This is a genomic window from Rhizobium sp. ERR 942 (genome assembly GCF_007828395.1).
GTDB lineage: Bacteria > Pseudomonadota > Alphaproteobacteria > Rhizobiales > Rhizobiaceae > Rhizobium > Rhizobium dioscoreae.
Genome location: NZ_VIUA01000001.1, coordinates 149396 through 167640, shown reverse-complemented (window position 1 = coordinate 167640; position 18245 = coordinate 149396). Strand labels below are relative to the sequence as shown.

16 protein-coding genes are annotated in these 18245 nt (G+C 60.0%); 7 read left to right on the top strand and 9 right to left on the bottom strand.

The window, feature by feature from the left end:
• Positions 1-137: 137 nt before the first annotated feature.
• The 3 genes from FBZ97_RS00805 (at position 138) to FBZ97_RS00795 (ending at position 4108) form a co-directional block, all read left to right on the top strand.
• The gene (locus tag FBZ97_RS00805; protein WP_095435827.1) at positions 138-1013 is read left to right on the top strand and encodes a tetratricopeptide repeat protein; all 876 of its coding nucleotides are present in this window, start codon (positions 138-140) and stop codon (positions 1011-1013) included.
• 114 nt (positions 1014-1127) lie between these two features.
• Positions 1128-2198 carry an FAD-binding oxidoreductase gene (locus FBZ97_RS00800; protein ID WP_145316014.1) on the top strand — a complete coding sequence of 357 codons (1071 nt, stop codon included), beginning with the start codon at positions 1128-1130 and terminating at the stop codon, positions 2196-2198.
• A gap of 254 nt (positions 2199-2452) precedes the next feature.
• Positions 2453-4108, top strand: a complete 1656-nt coding sequence (locus tag FBZ97_RS00795; protein ID WP_113354958.1) for a sensor histidine kinase — start codon at positions 2453-2455, stop codon at positions 4106-4108.
• Between the two features lie 36 nt (positions 4109-4144).
• Here the strand turns inward: FBZ97_RS00795 and FBZ97_RS00790 are convergent, their stop codons facing one another.
• From FBZ97_RS00790 to FBZ97_RS00765, 6 genes are all read right to left on the bottom strand, one after another.
• Positions 4145-5539 (bottom strand): NAD(P)(+) transhydrogenase (Re/Si-specific) subunit beta, encoded by a 1395-nt coding sequence (locus FBZ97_RS00790; protein WP_145317501.1) that lies wholly within the window; start codon positions 5537-5539, stop codon positions 4145-4147.
• A 10-nt stretch (positions 5540-5549) separates the two neighbouring features.
• Positions 5550-5948, bottom strand: a complete 399-nt coding sequence (locus FBZ97_RS00785) for an NAD(P) transhydrogenase subunit alpha (protein ID WP_113330529.1) — start codon at positions 5946-5948, stop codon at positions 5550-5552.
• 1 nt (position 5949) lies between these two features.
• Positions 5950-7113: a Re/Si-specific NAD(P)(+) transhydrogenase subunit alpha gene (locus tag FBZ97_RS00780; RefSeq protein WP_113354955.1), complete on the bottom strand. Its 1164-nt coding sequence runs from the start codon at positions 7111-7113 to the stop codon at positions 5950-5952.
• A 110-nt stretch (positions 7114-7223) separates the two neighbouring features.
• Positions 7224-7448: an aa3-type cytochrome c oxidase subunit IV gene (locus FBZ97_RS00775; protein ID WP_041677669.1), complete on the bottom strand. Its 225-nt coding sequence runs from the start codon at positions 7446-7448 to the stop codon at positions 7224-7226.
• Between the two features lie 228 nt (positions 7449-7676).
• On the bottom strand, positions 7677-9992 hold the full coding sequence (locus FBZ97_RS00770; RefSeq protein ID WP_145316012.1) for an EAL domain-containing protein: 2316 nt from the start codon (positions 9990-9992) through the stop codon (positions 7677-7679).
• A 230-nt stretch (positions 9993-10222) separates the two neighbouring features.
• Positions 10223-11329: a TRAP transporter substrate-binding protein gene (locus FBZ97_RS00765; protein WP_145316010.1), complete on the bottom strand. Its 1107-nt coding sequence runs from the start codon at positions 11327-11329 to the stop codon at positions 10223-10225.
• A gap of 291 nt (positions 11330-11620) precedes the next feature.
• Here FBZ97_RS00765 and FBZ97_RS00760 point away from each other — a divergent pair, with 291 nt between their 5' ends.
• Positions 11621-12409: a gamma-glutamyl-gamma-aminobutyrate hydrolase family protein gene (locus FBZ97_RS00760; protein ID WP_113395297.1), complete on the top strand. Its 789-nt coding sequence runs from the start codon at positions 11621-11623 to the stop codon at positions 12407-12409.
• On the opposite strand, the gene FBZ97_RS00755 is transcribed toward FBZ97_RS00760, so the two are convergent.
• From FBZ97_RS00755 to FBZ97_RS00745, 3 genes are all read right to left on the bottom strand, one after another.
• Positions 12410-13378, bottom strand: a complete 969-nt coding sequence (locus FBZ97_RS00755) for a 2-hydroxyacid dehydrogenase (protein WP_113330533.1) — start codon at positions 13376-13378, stop codon at positions 12410-12412. It lies immediately after the preceding gene.
• Between the two features lie 41 nt (positions 13379-13419).
• Positions 13420-14439 carry a LacI family DNA-binding transcriptional regulator gene (locus tag FBZ97_RS00750; RefSeq protein ID WP_069613309.1) on the bottom strand — a complete coding sequence of 340 codons (1020 nt, stop codon included), beginning with the start codon at positions 14437-14439 and terminating at the stop codon, positions 13420-13422.
• A gap of 118 nt (positions 14440-14557) precedes the next feature.
• Entirely contained in the window at positions 14558-15070 is a 513-nt protein-coding gene (locus FBZ97_RS00745; RefSeq protein WP_113354942.1) for a MarR family winged helix-turn-helix transcriptional regulator, read from the bottom strand.
• Between the two features lie 86 nt (positions 15071-15156).
• On the opposite strand from FBZ97_RS00745, the gene FBZ97_RS00740 reads away from it, so the two are divergent.
• The 3 genes from FBZ97_RS00740 to FBZ97_RS00730 all read left to right on the top strand — a co-directional run bounded on the left by FBZ97_RS00740 (position 15157) and on the right by FBZ97_RS00730 (position 18181).
• A complete protein-coding gene (locus tag FBZ97_RS00740; protein ID WP_145316008.1) occupies positions 15157-15948 on the top strand; it encodes a creatininase family protein in 792 nt (263 codons plus the stop codon).
• A gap of 140 nt (positions 15949-16088) precedes the next feature.
• Positions 16089-17192 carry a GTP-binding protein gene (locus FBZ97_RS00735; protein WP_145316006.1) on the top strand — a complete coding sequence of 368 codons (1104 nt, stop codon included), beginning with the start codon at positions 16089-16091 and terminating at the stop codon, positions 17190-17192.
• Complete coding sequence (locus FBZ97_RS00730) at positions 17192-18181, top strand: WD40 repeat domain-containing protein (protein ID WP_113330537.1); 990 nt, start codon at positions 17192-17194, stop codon at positions 18179-18181. Before FBZ97_RS00735 ends, FBZ97_RS00730 begins: the two co-directional genes overlap by 1 nt.
• Positions 18182-18245 lie beyond the last annotated feature (64 nt).

Below are 18245 nucleotides of genomic sequence, written 5' to 3'. Positions count from 1 at the left end.
CGCCGTTTTTTCGACGTTTTCAGATGCATGTGTGGCGGGGGCGAGTCGTTCGCCGCCGCCTTTTTGATTTATTCTCTACGCAAATCGGATTAAATCAGAACAGCCTGATATGACGCATGGGGAAAGCGAACCCGATAATGGCAATGACGACTTCCGTAAAGTTCCGCACTTCGAACCTCTCCTTATTCGTTTCGAAGCGCGCCGCGGCTCTGCCTGCCTTGGCGATACTTGCCGCAATCAGCCTTTCCGGCTGCCAGACTGCCACCACAGATAACGTGATCCAGATCGACAAGGCGCAAGGCTCGTCGGAAAATATCGCCTCGCTGACGTCGGTCATCAATGCCAATCCGCAGGATCCGGAAGGCTACAATGTGCGTGGCACGGCCTATGGCCGCGGCGGTGATTTCAACCGCGCCCTTGCCGACTTCAATCAGGCGATCCAGCTCAATCCGAAGTTCTATCAGGCCTATGCCAACCGCGCGCTCATCTATCGCAACATGGGCAAGCTGCCGGAAGCAGTTGCGGACTATAACGCGGCGCTGCAGATCAACGGCAATTACGATGTCGCCTATATCGGCCGCGGCAATCTCTATCGCCAGGCCGGCCGCGACAACGATGCCTTCAATGACTATTCGAAGGCCATCAGCCTCGGCACCACGGACGGCCGCGCCTATAATGGCCGCGGCGTGATCTACCAGAAGCGCAATCAGCAGGATAAGGCGATCGACGATTTCTCCAAGGCGATCTCGCTGTCGCCGAACTCGCCGGAGCCTTACAACAGCCGCGGCATCTCCTATCTCGCGCAGAACGACGACGACAACGCTTTTGCCGATTTCAACCATGCGATCGAGCTGAACAACAAGCTCGCCGAATCCTGGGCAAACCAGGCCTTCGTCTATGAGCGCAAGGGCGACAAGGCGAAAGCCCGCCGCTCCTATCAGCACGCGGTCAATCTCGATCCGAACTACCAGCCTGCTAGAGATGGCCTGGCTCGCGTCGGCGCCGGCTCCTGATACGGAGCATATTGCAGTAAAGACATTCAGCCGCCAGCGACCATCCGCTCGGCGGCTTTTCTTTGCCTTGTCGAACGCTTAGTCTCGGCTCACCCGTTCAAGCGAGACAAAGACATGCCCTCCCCACAAAAAGTCATCGTCGTCGGCGCCGGAATCATCGGTGCCTCCATCGCCTGGCATCTGAGTCGCAAGGGCGCATCCGTGACGGTGGTCGCTCAGAAGACCGGCGGCGTCGCAACTCCGAACTCCTTTGCCTGGATCAATGCGAGCTGGGGCAATCCGGAATTCTATTTCCAGGTCCGTCGCCGATCGATGGCCGAATGGTCGCGGCTACAAGACAACCTGCCGGATCTTCCCCTGTCCTGGTGCGGCGGCCTCTCCTGGGATCTGCCGGAAGCAGAGCTCGATGCCTATGCGGCACAGCATCATGGCTGGGGCTATGGCATACAGCCGGTCAACCGAGCGACGAGCGCAATGATCGAACCGAACCTCGCCAATCCGCCAGACTATGCCCTGCATGTTGCCGAGGAAGGCGCAGTCGAACCTGTTGCCGCCACCAAGCTGCTGCTGGAGGACGCTCGCCGTCAAGGCGCGGGCCTATTATCCGGCGTCGAGGTCGCGGGCTTGCTCAGAGAGGGAGAGCAGGTTGTCGGCATCGAAACGAGTGAAGGGCCGATGCAGGCCGATTATGTCGTTCTGGCTGTCGGTGCGGGCACGCCAGCACTTGCGGCCTCGGCGGATGTTCTCGTGCCGCTGGAAACGCCTCCAGGGCTTATCGTCCATTCCCGCCCCGTGCAGAAAATGCTGAATGGTCTGGTGATGGCGCCGGAACTGCATTTGCGCCAGACGGCAGAGGGGCGAATCATCGCCGGCGGCGACTTCGGCGGCACCGATCCCGGCAGCGATCCACAAGCGGCAGCCGACGATCTTTTCGCCAGGGTCAAAACGACATTGAAAGGCGGCGAGGCGCTGGAGTTTGATTTCTACACCATCGGCTATCGCCCGACACCGAAAGACGGCCTTCCGGTTCTGGGTGGTGTCGGCGCGGCACCTGGCCTCTACCTCGCAGTTCTCCACTCCGGCGTCACGCTGGCGCCGCTCGTCGGCCTGCTCGCCGCGCAGGAAATCGTCGATGGTGGCGAAGCTCCCGAGCTTGCATCCTTCCGTCTCTCACGCTTTACCTAGCTCGGACACAAGACCTGCCAGCGCAACTTCAGGGATGCATTGCCACAGTCGTAAATACCCGAGATCGCTTAGGATTTCGCAATAATGACTTTTCAGATGTTGCAAGGAAAATTACCGAGCCCTAACATGGCGCTTCAGGAGCATGTAGCTCGATGATCTGGGCACGGGGGCGCTTGGCATGATGACCAATATCATTCTCTTCGCGTTTGCCAGCGCGTCGGACCCTCATGGAGGCACGATCGGTTGATCGCTCCATGAGGAAGCCGCATTTTCCGAAAGCGTCGATTGGTGCCTATCTGATCGCCATAGCCCTGGCGATCGCCTTGCCTATTCTCGCCTTCGTCGCGCTGCTTCTGGTCCAACTCGAGGATAATGAACGCGATGCTTTGAAGGGCGACACGGTTCAGGATGCGCAGGCGCTTTCGCGCGTCATCGATCGCCAATTGCAGGACATGGCCACGACGCTGCGCCTTCTGTCTTCCTCGCCGGAACTTGAGCGCAACGACATCGCCACTTTCTTCGCCCGCACGGAAACGGTATTGCGCACGGATTCGCTTTTCGTGCTGCTTATGGAAAAGGACGGCCAGCTCCGACTGAATACCCGCTGGCCGCTCGGCAAGCCACTCGGCAAGACCGGCAACATCGCCGCGCTTCAATCGGCACTGAACTCCGGCCGCATCGAGGCATCCGATGTTTTCATAGGCTCAACCGCCCGCCGCTGGGTCTATAACGTCACCCTGCCCCTCGAACATTCGCCGGCCGGCGCCGCTTTGGCGGTAACACAGGATGCCGACGAGCTCGCCAAGCTCGTGACGACGGAAGCCTTGCCGCCCGGCTGGTCTGCCGCCGTTCTGGACAAATCTGGACATGTCGTTGCCGCCGGTGGCCCGACGACCCTCGCCCCGGGCGACGCATTCAATAAGAACATCCTGCCGAAGCTGATCGCATCCAGCGGCGTCTATCAGGATGACAAGGTCCTGCCGAACGCGGTGCTCGGTTATGCGCAAATCTCAGGCTGGTCCTGGAAGGCCGTCGTCTGGGGTCCGATCGCTTCCGCGCAGGCTTCGCTGATGAGCACCTGGCGCTTTCTGATCTATGGCGGTGTGACGCTGCTTTTGGTTGCGCTGATTGCCGTCTATGCCCTGGCACGTCAGGTGCGCACCACCATACAGGATATTGCCGACATGGCGGACCGTATGGGCCGCGGCGAGATCGTGGCACCGATCGACACCAGCGTCATTGAGGCAAACCAGGTGGCTGTCGCGCTTTCCAACGCCTCCTTCGACCGCAGCGTCACCGAGGACCGGCTGCATTTCGTCATGCACGAGCTCGTCCACCGCACCAAGAATCTGCTGGCGCTCGCACAGGCAATGACGCGTCAGCTCGCGCGGCAGACTGATAGCGTCGATACTTTCCAGCGAGCTGTCGCCGACCGGCTCGAAGGCTTGGCGCGCTCGATCGAGGTGCTGACCAGCGAACAATGGTCCGGCGTGTCGCTTCGCCGCGTGATCGACATCCACCTCGCGACTTTCCTGCAGGGACCTCAGCAACTCGACGTTCTCGGCAATGACTTCCTGCTGAAGCCGGAAGCGGTGCAGAATCTCGGCCTGGTCCTGCACGAGCTTGCCACCAATTCGGTCAAATATGGCGCGCTTTCCGCGCCGGAAGGCAAGATCACCATCGAATGGACGAACGAAGCCGCTGAAACCGGCACCAAGATTCGCTTCGTCTGGACCGAAAGCGGCGGTCCGCCGGTCAAGCCGCCGAGCGACACCGGCTTCGGCACCACCGTCACGAAAACCCATGCTGCGGCATCCTTCAGCGGCCATGTCGAGGTCGATTTCCGCCCGGCTGGGCTCGTCTGGATACTGACCGCACCGCGCAGCATGATGGAACGTCAAAGGAACTGAGAGCGGAAACATCGCTCTTGCGGGCGCAGCGGCAGCCTACTCGTTCATCGCCTTGACGATTTCCTCGGTTACTTTCTTCGCATCGCCAAGCAGCATCATCGTGCCATCCTTGTAGAACAGCGTGTTGTCGATGCCGGCATAGCCGGAGCCGAGCGAGCGCTTGACGAAGAGGCAGGTCTTGGCCTTATCGACGTCGAGGATCGGCATGCCGTAGATCGGCGATGTCTTGTCATCGCGCGCCGCTGGATTGGTGACGTCGTTGGCGCCGATGACATAGGCGACATCGGCCTGGGCGAATTCCGAATTGATGTCCTCGAGTTCGAACACCTCGTCATAGGGCACATTGGCCTCGGCGAGCAGCACGTTCATGTGACCCGGCATACGGCCGGCGACGGGATGAATGGCATATTTCACCTCGACACCATGCGCCTTCAGCCTGTCGGCCATTTCGCGTAGCGCATGCTGGGCCTGTGCCACCGCCATGCCATAGCCGGGCACGATGATGACCTTGGAGGCGTTCGCCATCAGATAGGCGGCATCCTCGGCCGAACCGAGCTTCACCGTCTTGTCGGAATTGTCGGCCCCGCCCGAGGCCGTCTCGCCGCCGAAACCGCCGAGAATGACCGAAATGAAGGAGCGGTTCATGCCCTTGCACATGATATAGGACAGGATCGCACCCGAGGACCCAACGAGCGCGCCGGTAATGATGAGCGCGAGATTGCCGAGCGTAAAGCCGATGCCGGCGGCGGCCCAGCCGGAATAGGAATTCAGCATCGACACGACGACGGGCATGTCGGCACCGCCGATCGGCACGATCAGCAGTACGCCGAGAAGCAACGACAGCGCGACGATGGCCCAGAAGGCGAGATGACTCTCGTTCGCCGCCAGGCTGATGATGGAGACCACGATCAGCACGAGCAAAGCGGCATTGATGATATGGCGGTTCGGCAGCAGGATCGGCTTGCCGGACATGCGTCCGTCGAGCTTCAGGAAGGCGATAATCGAACCGGTGAAGGTCAGCGCGCCGATCGCGGCGCCGATCGCCATCTCGATGCGGGCTTCGGTGTGGATGTGGCCGATTTCACCGATGCCAAAGGACGACGGCGTATAGAGCGCAGAAGCGGCGACGAGGACGGCCGCAAGACCGACTAGCGAGTGGAAACCTGCCACGAGCTGAGGCATCGAGGTCATCGGAATGACGCGCGCAATGTAAGCACCTGCCCCGCCGCCGATGGCAAGGCCGAGAACGATCAGCACGAAACCGCCGAAGGATGGCGTCGCCAGCACCAGCGTCGTGGCGATGGCGATGCCCATGCCGACCATGCCGTAGAGATTGCCGCGCCGGCTGGTGGCCGGATGCGACAGGCCGCGCAGCGCCAGGATGAACAGAACGCCGGAGACGAGATAGAGGAAAGCTGCGATATTGCTCAGCATGCCGCCCTCACTTGTCCTTCTTCTTGTACATCGCCAGCATGCGCTGGGTGACAAGGAAGCCGCCGACGATATTGACCGAGACGAGAACCAGCGCCACGAAGCCGAAGCCCGTGGCAAGGCCGCTCGCCGAAATGCCCACGGCCAGCAGTGCGCCGACCACGATGACCGAGGAAATGGCGTTCGTGACCGCCATCAGCGGCGTATGCAGGGCCGGCGTCACCGACCAGACGACATAATAGCCGACGAAGATCGCCAGCACGAAGATGGCCAGTTGAAAGACGAAAGGATCGATCGCTCCACCGGCTGCGGCACTGGCAACCTCGGGCGCCTGTGCTGCGGCGGCCGTAACGGCGGCAACGGCATCATTCAGTTGCTGGAGTGCCTGGTCCATTGCTTGGCTGGCCATCTCAGAGATCTCCCTTCTTGATCGTCGGCTGGTCGGGATCGACGAAATTCGGGTTCACGACTTCGCCGCCGTCGGTCAGCATCGTCGCCTTGATCAGCTCATCGGTGCGGTTGAGGGCAAGGCTCTTCGTATCCTTGTCGACCATCGTCTCCAGGAAGGTAACGAGGTTCTTGGCGTAGAGGGCCGAGGCGCTGGCCGCGATCCGGCCGGCCATATTGGGATATCCGACCACCTTGACGCCCTCGACATCGGCGATCTTGCCGTATTCGGCACCCTCGATATTGCCGCCGCGTTCGACCGCGAGATCGACGGCCACGGCGCCGGGGCGCATCGCCTTCAGCATGTCGCGCCCGACAAGGCGTGGCGCCGGCCGGCCCGGAATGAGCGCCGTGGTGATGACGATATCCTGCTTGGCGATATGATCGGCGACGAGCGCCGCCTGTTTCGCCTGATACTCCTTCGACATTTCCTTGGCATAGCCGCCGGCAGTCTCTGCCGCTTTGAACTCTTCGTCCTCAACCGCGACGAATTTCGCGCCGAGCGAAGCGACCTGCTCCTTCGCAGCCGGCCGTACGTCCGTCGCCGAAACGAGCGCGCCCAAACGCCGTGCGGTGGCGATCGCCTGCAACCCGGCGACGCCGGCACCCATGACGAAGACCTTTGCCGCCGGCACCGTGCCCGCTGCCGTCATCATCATCGGCAGTGCCCGGTCATAGACGGCAGCAGCCTCGATCACGGCCTGATACCCTGCGAGATTGGCCTGCGACGACAAGACGTCCATCGACTGTGCACGGGTGATGCGCGGCATCAGCTCCATGGCGAAGCTTGTCAGCCCTGCGCGCGCCATCTCCGCAAGAGCGGCCTCGTTGCCATAAGGGTCCATGATGGCGATGACGATCGCGCCACTCTTGTAGCCGGAGATCTCCTTGCTCGTCGGGCGTCTCACCTTGAGAATGACATCCGCCGCCTTCGCATCCTTGATGGAACCGATCCGGGCGCCGACGGCTTCATATTCGGTATCCGGAATGCGCGATAAAGCCCCCGCACCGGCTTCGATCACCACGTCGAAACCCAGGTTCTTCATCTTCTTCACCGTCTCGACGGAAGCCGCAACACGCGTCTCCTCCGCCACGCTTTCCTTGGCCACGAAAACCAGATTGCTCAACGACGACACCTCGCATCAGACGGCGCCGCGCCCGAATGCGGCGGCGCTGTAGCCTGCAGAATCATGGGAAAGCGCGGGCGATCGGCCCGGCATCGGTCAGCGCTGCAATATCAGCGCAACAGGACGACGCTGGCGATGGTCAGAACGATGAATATCAGGACGCCGCCGAGGAAACCGGCATGGCCAAAGAAACCGGCCGCCATGGCGATCAACAATGCGGCAACGATCGCAGATCCGACCTTGGCGCCCGAGATGAAAAGATTGTAGGTCTTCTCATGCTCCTTGTAGTCCATGGGAGCGCCCACTTCGGCGGGTCCAGTATGATGTTCGGCCATTCAGAATTCTCCCCTCAATCCTCTCCGCCGACAGACGATATAACTGCCAGCTGGAGCTTGTCCTCAAAAGTTGTGACACCCCGCAACGGGATGCCGCAACCAATTTCCTCCACCGAGGGGTTACACAAAGCGAGGAAAAATGCAATGCACGAGAAGGTCGCAGGCGGGCGTTGGCTGACGGAATCGCCAGGGATTTCGAAGACGCCCGCATCGAAACGATGACGCCGGCTAGGTCGTGACATCGGACGGCAGGATTCTGCCGGCGCCCGGCTGCTGCCGGTTGAGACTGGCCACTCTCTCGATGACCTGCTCCTGCGGCACCGGCGGCGAAAATACATAGCCTTGGATGATATCCGCCAGGTTCCGCTCGACCACCAATGCCAGCTGCTCCAGCGTCTCGACGCCTTCGATCACGATATGAAGGCTGAGCGCGCGGGAAAGATCGACGATACCGCATAGCAGCTTGAAACGGCGGCTATCCGTCGTGATGTCACGAACGAAAGACCGGTCGATCTTCACGACATCCACAGGCAGCGTATCGAGATAGCTGAGGCTGGAGAATCCCGTTCCGAAATCGTCGATTGCAATCGTGATGCCTTTGGTGCGCAGATCGGCGAGGATGGAGCGAACGGTCGCCACCTCATCCATCAGGCAGCTTTCAGTAACCTCGAGATGCAGGCGGGATGGCTCCAATCCTGACGCATCAAGTGCCGCCATAACGATTTTGACAATCTCGCCATTGCGCAGATCCTGCGCCGAGAGATTGACGGAAACCGCGAGCGGCGCAGGCCATGAAGCACAATCGTTGCAGGCCTGGTTGACCATGAAGCGAGTGATGCCGGCGACGATGCCCATTTCCTCGGCAACCTGTACGAAAAGATCGGGCGGGACCGAGCCCTTTTCCGGATGAATCCAGCGTGCAAGCGCCTCGCAGCATTCGATGCGGGAGCCATCGGGCGTGAACATCGGCTGATAGACGGCCTGAAGCCTGCCGGTTTCCACCGCCTCGCGCAAATCATCCTTCAGCTTCTGCCGCTCGACATAGCGTGCGTCCATCTCCTCCTCGAAGGCGCTGCAGCCGCCCTTCAGCCGCGATTTGGCATCGAAAAGCGCGAGATCGACCTTGATCTGCCACTCCTCCGGGCGAAACTCCCGGCTGGACACGGTCATGTATCCGCCGCTGACGGAAATCCGGAAACTGCTGTCTGCCACGCTGTAGGTGCCGGCCATTGCCGCATGCAGGGTGCGGATGCGGGCATCGATATCAGGAGCATCGTCTTCATTCGGAAAGAACAGCACGAATTGATCGCCGACAAGACGAGCGGCAATCGCTGCGGTGCCGGCAAGCTGCTTCAGGCGCTCGGCTATGGCGACCAGCAGGCGGTCCCCGGCAACATGCCCCTTGGTATCGTTGACGTGCTTGAAGTCATCGATATCGAGAACCAGAATGCCGATGCGGCTTTCCCGCTTGCGCGCAGCCAGCCTCTCTTTGACCAGATCCATGAAATATTCGCGATTCGGCAGCCCCGTCAAAGGGTCGTAGCGCACCATATGCAGGATCTTGCGCTCTGCCCGAACGCGCACCGTCACATCTTCGAAAATCAGGATCACGATTCCGTCGGCGCGGCGGCTGGCCGAAAATTCGAGGAACTGATCCTCGTTGAATTGAATGAGCGTTCGCGACAGCGTGCCGCTGACGAGCTGTGCCAGCTGCCGCTGGATAAGTCCGGGCAGCGATCCGTCGATGAAGGCATGGCGCGCGCCGTAGCGCAGAACGACATCGAATTCGCAGTCCTTGAGCCGCTGCGGATCGGCAAAATTAAGGAGCTCGCATGCCTTGCGATTGACGACCAGAATGCGGTTCTGGGCATCAAGCATGAACAGCCCGTGCGTCATGCTGTTCAGCGCGGTGTCGAACCTGTCGGCCATCAGCGATATCTCGCGCGAAGCGATGATGTTCCGGTAGAGAAATTCGCGCATGCCATTCGCCATTGCGCGTGTCGTCAGCCCAAACGGAATGAGCATGAGGGAGGCGGTTGCCTTGTAAGGCTGCTGCAGCAGCAGGCAGGCAACGATGATCGGCACGCAGCAGCACAGAATCTGAAGATCGACCGCGCGAGGCGAACCATAGTTGCGGCCGACGATCGACACCATCGACGCCATCGTGACGGCGACGCAGATGAATTCCGCCAGCGGATTCTGCAGGATGAGGATGGCATAGCCGCTGCCGATGCCGAGGATGGCCGCCGTCGCCGCCGCGCCGATCACATAGCGCGTTTCCCAGCCGGCAATATCGACGCGCGTAAGATCATTCTTATCCGCGGCGTCGAACAGCCGGAACAAATGGATGCGTAAGCCAAAGACAACCGCAATCGCCACGCAAAAGGCCAGATAGATGCCGGCATGCGTGCTCAGGAAAACGAGGACATATGTCAGGATATGAACGAACACGCCCGTAAAGAGCGTTTTGCGATTTCCGAAAAGCGAACTGACGAACGACAGATAAACATCCGTCGGCACGGTGTCCGGGCTTGGAGGCTTCATTCAGACTTCCCCTGATGCGGCGGACACCCTAGTGGAAACCCTTTAAAATTTACTTGCCCGAACAGAGCCCATTCGGACAGATTTTCCAGTCAAAGCGGCAGCTTAAGTCGAAGCTGGATCATGATCAGCACTGCACTGGCACAATGATTCCCGGCTCCTCCCAGGGCGGATATAATATTTAAATCACTAATAAAGAAAACAATATATCTCAAAAGACTTATGAAATACGATTACAGCTTGCCCGCCCGCTGCTGGATCATCATGAAGGTATCAAAAGTATACTCGGAAAGCTGCATCCAAAGATAGGCATCCTTCTTGTAGGCGACTTGATCCTCATAGATGCGCTTGAAATAATCATTTGATTTGGAAAGATCGGCATAAAGCGCGCCGGCTGCCTGGAAGCAGGCCTCCATGATCTCCTGGCTGAAAGGTCTGAGCGTCACCCCCTGCTGCACGATATCCTTCAGCGCCTGGGGATTTTTGACGTCGTATTTCGCCAGCATGTTGGTGTTGGCGAAGGCGCAGGCGTCGCCAAGGATTGCCTGATAGTTCTTCGGCAAGGCATTCCATTTTTCCAGGTTGAAGAAGGCATGCACCACGGCGCCACCTTCCCACCAGCCCGGATAATAATAATACTTCGCGATCTTCTGCAGCCCGAGTTTCAGGTCGTCATAGGGGCCGACCCATTCGGCCGCATCGACCGTACCCTTGCTCAGCGCATCATAGACACCGTTGACCGCAATATCCTGTTGCGGGACGACACCGATCTTCTCGATCACCTTGCCGGCCAGGCCGGCGATGCGCATCTTCAGCCCCTTGAGATCGTCGAGCGTATTGATTTCCTTGCGAAACCAGCCGCCCATCTGCGCGCCGGTATTGCCTGCGGGAAGCCCCAAGATACCCTGCGTCGCGTAGAACTCGTTCATCAGCTTGTTGCCGTCGCCCTGGTAGAACCAGGCATTGGTCAGCCGGGCGTTGAGGCCGAACGGCAGCGCCGTGCCGATGGCATAGGTCGGATCCTTTTGCCAGAAATAATAGGAGCAGGTGTGCGCGGCATCGACGGCGCCGGCGCTGACTGCATCGGCCGCCTGCGCACCGGGCACGATCTCACCGGCCTCATAGGTCTGGATGACGAAATTGCCGTTGGTCGCGTCGGAAACATGCGCGGCGATATCTTCCGCGCCGCCATAAATCGTGTCCAGGCTCTTGGGAAAGGAGGAGGTCATCCTCCAGGTGATCTTCGGATATTCCTGCGCAAGAGCCGGGCTCGCAAGCGCGGAAGCGGCAGCACCTGCGCCAACAGCTCCTGCCCGCCTGATGAAGGAACGGCGATCCATCGAATTCTCCCATACGGACGGCATTGCTGGGGAACGGCGCGTCCCCCGTCACGGCGCAAGCGATGGAACTAACCATGCCGCACCCGGTCTTTCAAGTTTGCTCTTGCACCGCATTATGGCGATTCCTGTACATCGGCGTAACGAGCCTGAACAAAGCCTTGCGAAAACCTCTGCGCGTTGCCGGCCGGGCCGTATTCGCGTAAGTTCGTAAGGCGTAAATCCGCCCTCGGATCGACATCATGATCGTCCAGAGGTCCAATGAAAAAATGTCTGCAGCCTTCGGAGCCTTGCATGCCCAGACCGATCATTGCCATTCCCGCCGATATCCGCGAGTTCGACGGCACCAGCTGGCATGCGGTGCAGCTGCAATATGTCCGCGCAGCGGTCAAAGCGGCTGGGTTGATGGCGCTGATCGTTCCCGCGCTTGAGGATGGCAACGATGCGGACGCCATTCTCGACCGGGTGGACGGGCTGCTCGTTTCCGGCTCCGCAACCAATGTGCATCCATCGCTCTATGGAAAGGAAGCGCTTGAAAGCGACGGTCCTTTCGATCCGGCGCGCGACGCGACTTCGCTGCCGCTCATCCGCCGCGCCATCGATCGCGCCATTCCGATGCTCGCCATCTGCCGCGGCATTCAGGAACTGAACGTCGCGCTTGGCGGCACGCTGGCCAGCGAAATCCAGGACCAGCCGGGCATCTGGGACCATCGCAAGCCGCCGAATGTCGATCGCGATACGATGTATTCCATCCGCCAGAGCGTCTTCGTCAAGGAAGGCTCCTGCATCGCCCGCGTCGTCGGGCCGGGTGAAGTGCGTGTCAATTCGCTGCATCGCCAGGCGATCGCCGATACCGCGCCGAGACTGCAGGTGGAAGCGCTGGCCGAGGATGGTACGATCGAGGCCGTTTCCGTCATCGGCGCCAAGGCCTTTGCCGTCGGCGTACAATGGCATCCGGAATATTGGGCCGAAACAGATTCGCCGTCGCTGAAGCTCTTCACCGCCTTCGGCGATGCCGTGCGCGATTATGCGGCTGGCAAGGAGCGGCCAGCGGTCGCTCCGTATCCGCAAAAAGCCATATGATCAGCCGCGCGGCTTGACCGGCGTTTCCGGCACCGGCGTCATAGGCTCACCTTTGGCGAACCATTCGATGATATTGTCGACGACGAGATCGGCCATGGCATCGCGCGTCGGCGCCGAGGCCGAGGCCACATGCGGTAGCAGGGAAACATTCGGCAGCGAGAGATATCCGGCCGGGACATTCGGTTCGTCGTAGAAGACATCCAGGCCGGCAGCGCCCAGCGTACCGTTGCCGAGGGCTGTTATCAGCGCATCATCATCGACGGACCAGCCGCGGCCGACATTGATGAACACGCCCTGCGGCCCGAGCGCCGACAGGATCTCGGCATTGATGACCTTGTGCGTCTCAGGCGTCTTCGGCACGATGGAAATCAGCGTATCCACCGACTGCGCCATCTCCTTCAGCGTCGGATAGTAGTCATAGGGCAGCGAATCACGCGGCGTGCGGGTGTGATAGCCGATCTTCACCTTGAACGGCTCCAGCCTTCTTGCGATTTCCAGGCCGATGCGACCGAGACCGTTGATGCCGATGCGGCGTCCCTTCATCGAAAAGGGCGAGAGCGGAAAAGCCCCTTCCTTGACCCAGCGCCCCTCGCGCAGCCAAGTCTCCGCCTTCGGAAATTGCCGCAGCGTGTTCAACAGCAGGGCGATCGCAGTATCGGCGACCTCATCATTCAGGACATCAGGCGTGTTGGTGACGACGATGCCCTTGGAGGCTGCGTGCTTGACGTCGACGCCATCATAGCCGACGCCGAAATTGGCAATGACTTCGACATTCGGAAAGGCATCGATCCAGCTCGCATCGAAGCTGCCTGCAACGGCAACGCCGCGGATGCGGGCTGCGGTTTCCGCATCGATCTTCGGACCGCCATCGCGTTCGACGGAAACGATATCGAACTGCTTCCCGAGCCTTTCGAGGACACGCGGGTGTATCTTCCCCGGAACGAGGACGGCGATGCGATTATCGGACATGGATCTTTCCTCTTGAGAGACAGTTCGGCGCCGAACCGCTGCTAGCGAGCTTTATAAGGCGCCGTCGATTGGCGGATGCGCATTTCCGGCTTGATCAGATGAATACCGTCCGGCTCATGGCTTCCCGCCAGCCTATCCAAAAGCGCGCGCGCTGCAAGCCTTCCGACCTCGGCCTGACCGTTCCAGACGGTGGTCAGCGCCGGCGTTGCGATCGCCGCCTCCTCCAGATCGTCATAGCCGGTGACGGAAATGTCCCGCCCCGGGACGAGGCCGGCGCGCGAAATGCCGTTCATGAGACCGATGGCAACCAGATCGTTCCAGCAGACGGCCGCCGTCGGCTTCTGCGGCAACGACAGGAAGTGCACCGCCGCCTCAAAGCCGCCCTGCTTGGAGCGTGCGCCGGGAATGCGCAGATTGGGGTCGACCTCGATGCCCGCCTTGCGCAGCGCATTCACATAGCCCTGGTAACGGTCGCGCCCCGTCGAGGTCTGATCGGTGCCCCCGATCATGGCAATGGAGCGGTGGCCAAGGCTGATCAGATGGTTGGTTGCAAGCGAGATGCCGTAACTGTCGTCACCACGAAAGGTCGGCAGATCCAGCGCTTCGATCTGTCGTGCCACCAGAATGGCCGGCATGCCGTTTTCTTCCGCCAGCTCGAAATCCTCCGGCGGCGTTCCTATCGCCGGCGACATGATGACACCGTCACCGCCGAGCTGCAGCAGCGTCTCGATGAAGGTCCGCTGCTTTTCGACCGAATCATAGTGATTGGAAAGGATGAAGGTGTGACGGCTTCGGTCGAGCTCGCTTTCGATTGCCTTCAGGATTTCCCCGTAGAAAGGGTTCATGATGTCATGAACAACGACACCGATGATGCCAGATCGCGATGTCCTGAGGCTCGCCGCGCGGCGATTGTAGATATAGCCCAACGCGCGGGCCTGATCCTTGATCTTCTCGCGCGTGTTGACCGCAACCAATGGGCTGTCGCGTAAGGCCAGAGATACCGTTGCCGTTGAAATGCCCAGCGTTTCCGCAATCGTAGAAAGCTTTATCTTTTGCGCCACGCGCGCCCTCCCCGTGAAACGCAGCCGTAACATATCCCGTTCGTTTTACGATTCCGGAATTTAAAATCTTTAATTAAAAGCTTTAATCACGCCGCGCAACACGAATTCTTGAGGATTCTCAGAATTCGTCATCATCCTCGTCGCCATCGGCCGCCTGAAGATTATGCTCGATCGTTTTGAGCAGGCGCACGAGTGAACGAATATCTTTTTCCGAGAAGCCACGGGTAGCAAGCTCATCGCAGCTGGCAGCCGAACTTTCGATTTCGCTGACGCTGTTTCGCCCTGCTTCGGTCAGATAGACCTTGGTCAGACGGGCATCGTCCGCATCTGGCCGCCGTTCGACGAAGCCTTGCGCCTCCATGCGGCCGATCGTGCGCGTCATCGTCGGCGCCTTGACGCCGAGCTTTTGGGCCAACGTACCGGCCGGAAGACCATCGCTTGCCGCCAGAGCAAGAATGACACCGTCCTGTCCGGCATAGAGGCCGCTCGCCGTCAGGCTGCGCGTCATCACCGTGCGCATGGACCGCGCCGCCTGCGTCAATGCCGGCGACAGATCGGCAAGCGTGTAGTCCCGGTGATCCTTCTTCTTACCTGACTTACTTTTCTTCCCGACCTTGTTCTTTTTGCCCATCGTGATTCCGTTGACCTTTTCGCCGCGAAGTCATCACGCTATGACATTGCGCAGGTTACTGACATAAACAAGAGGCACACCCTCAGATGGTGCATCCTTTGCCATGTTTCGATGACAATGATGAAACATTGACACCCGAAGAGCGAACAAAATGGATCGCGGTGCTGCCACTTGGCGCCTATGAGCAACACGGCCCGCATTTGCCATTCGAAACCGACGCACTCATCGCCGACGGAATCGTCTCACGCCTCAAGGTTGCCTTGCCGGCAAATCTGCCCGTCACCTTCCTGCCCGTCGAGCCGGTTGGCTATTCCATCGAACATATGGATGTCGCCGGCACAAAGACATTGACCTTCGACGAAGCTGTTCGGCGCTGGCTCGGCATTGCTGAGCAGATGAACAATCTCGGCATCCGCAAATTCGTCATGCTGAATGCTCATGGCGGCAACTCGCCGCTGATGACCATCGTCGCAACGGAAGCGCGCGTGCGCTTCGACATGCTGGCGGTCGCCACCAGCTGGACGCGTTTCGGCATGCCGGATGGGCTGATTGCGCCGGATGACAAAGCCATCGACATTCACGGCGGCGATATCGAGACATCGGTGATGCTCGCTCTCCATCCGGAGAAGGTTGACATGTCGAAGGCGGCAAACTTCCCGTCACGACAATCGGAGTTCATCAAGGGCTTCAAGCATCTGCGCGCCTATGGACCTCACGCCTTCGGCTGGAAAATGTCCGATCTGAGCAGCCAGGGTGTGGTCGGCAACGCGGCCGTGGCCACGGCGGAAAAAGGGGAGCGATTGATTGCGCATGCCGTCAAAGGTCTCGTCGAACTGCTTGAGGATATCAATAAATTCGATGCGACGACCCTGACTTAAGCGCAGGGTCAATCCGCCTGCCCGCAACCCAATGTGATCTTATAACATATAAAAGCCTTTGAACTGGCGTCGCCAACTCCTTATATGGAACCCGACCAATGTCTGCTCCCCGGGGCAACCTTTCATATTTCGAGGCTCCCATGACCGAAACAGCCACGCAAAAGCCCGTTCCCGTCACCGTTCTCACCGGCTATCTCGGTGCCGGCAAGACGACGCTGCTCAACCGCATCCTTTCGGAAAACCACGGCAAGAAATACGCCGTCATCGTCAACGAATTCGGCGAGATCGGCATCGACAATGATCTCATCGTCGAGTCGGACGAAGAAATCTACGAAATGAACAATGGCTGCGTTTGCTGCACAGTGCGCGGCGACCTCATCCGCGTCGTCGAAGGCCTGATGCGCCGCCCCGGCCGCTTCGACGGCATCATCGTCGAAACGACAGGCCTTGCCGATCCGGTTCCGGTCGCCCAGACCTTTTTCATGGACGACGACGTCCGCACTAAGACGGAACTCGACGCCGTCGTAGCGCTCGTCGACGCCAAGCATCTGCCGCTGCGCCTGAAGGACAGCCGCGAGGCTGAAGATCAGATCGCCTTTGCCGACGTCGTCGTCATCAACAAGTCCGATCTCGTCTCTCCGGAAGAGCTCGCACAGATCGAGGACATCGTCCGCGCCATCAACCCGGCTGCCCGCGTCTACAAGACGACCCGCTCCGGCGTGGAGCTCGCCCGGGTGCTGAACCAGGGCGCCTTCAATCTGGAACGCGCGCTGGAAAACGATCCGCATTTCCTCGAGCATGGCCACGAGGATCACGTCTGCGGCCCGGATTGCGATCATCACCATCACGACCATGATCACGATCACCACCACCATGACCACGATCATGATCATCACCACCACGATCACGACCATCATCACCACGGCCTGTCGCCGATCCACGACGTCACCGTGCAGTCGGTTTCGCTGCGTGGCGGCGAGATGAACCCGGAGCGCTTCTTCCCCTGGATCCAGAAGGTCACGCAGACGCAAGGCCCGAATATCCTGCGCCTCAAGGGGATCATCGCTTTCAAGGACGATCCGGAGCGCTACGTCGTTCAGGGCGTGCACATGATCATCGAAGGCGATCATCAGCGCCCCTGGAAGGACGGCGAGAAGCATGAAAGCCGCCTCGTCTTCATCGGCCGCGAGCTCGACCGCGAAAAGCTGGAAGCCAGCTTCAAGGCGTGTGAGGCGTCTGCCTGATGCCGACTGTTGCTCCGCTTGATATCGACGGCCACGTTCTGGCCGTCGAATTTTTAGGTGACACCCCCTTCTTCGCCAGCGCCGCCGGCGCGATCCACCGCCTCGAAGGTGGCGAGAAGGTTACCGAAGCCCATCAGGGGATGCTGACCTGCATCCGCGATCCCTATAGCGAAAGCCTGATTTCCGGCGGCGAGGACGGCAAGGTTCAGAGGATCGCAGCCGACGGCAGCACGACGGTGCTCGCAGAAGCGCCGCGCAAATGGATCAGTCAGCTTGCAGCCGGCCCGCAGGGCTCCGTCGCCTATTCCTATGGCAAGAGTACCTTCGTACGGCTCTCCGATGGGACGACGAAAGAGTTTCCGGAGGAACGCACCGTCGAAGGCATTGCCTTTGCACCCAAGGGCCTGCGCATCGCCGTTGCCCGCTATAATGGCGTATCCCTGCACTGGGTCGGCATGAGCGCACAGCCGATCAACCTGGAATGGAAGGGTGCTCATACAAGCGTCACCTTCTCGCCGGATGGCCAGTTCATCGTCACCACAATGCAGGAAAACGCCCTGCACGGCTGGAAGATGGACACGAAGCCCGGCGCCGAGGCCCGTCATATGCGCATGACAGGCTATCCCGCCAAGGTGAAGTCGCTCTCCTGGTCCAACAAGGGCAAGTGGCTGGCCTCTTCGGGCGCGCCCGCGGCGATCGTCTGGCCCTTCCAGGGCAAGGACGGCCCGATGGGCAAGGCGCCGCTCGAGCTCGGCACGCGCGCGAACATCATGGCGACTTCCGTGAAATTTCATCCCGTCGAGGATATTCTCGCCATCGGCTTCATCGACGGCATGATCCTTGCGGTCCGCATCGGCGACGCCAAGGAAGCGCTCTTGCGCCGGCCCGGCAAGGGTGCGATCACATCGATGAGCTGGAGCAAGTCCGGCAAGCTGCTCGCCTTCGCCTCCGAAGCCGGCGACTGCGGCGTTGTGGACATTTCCGGTTAAAGCAATTCCAGGAAAAGTGCGCAGCGGTTTTCCGTCCGGAATTGCGTGAAAACAATGAGATACA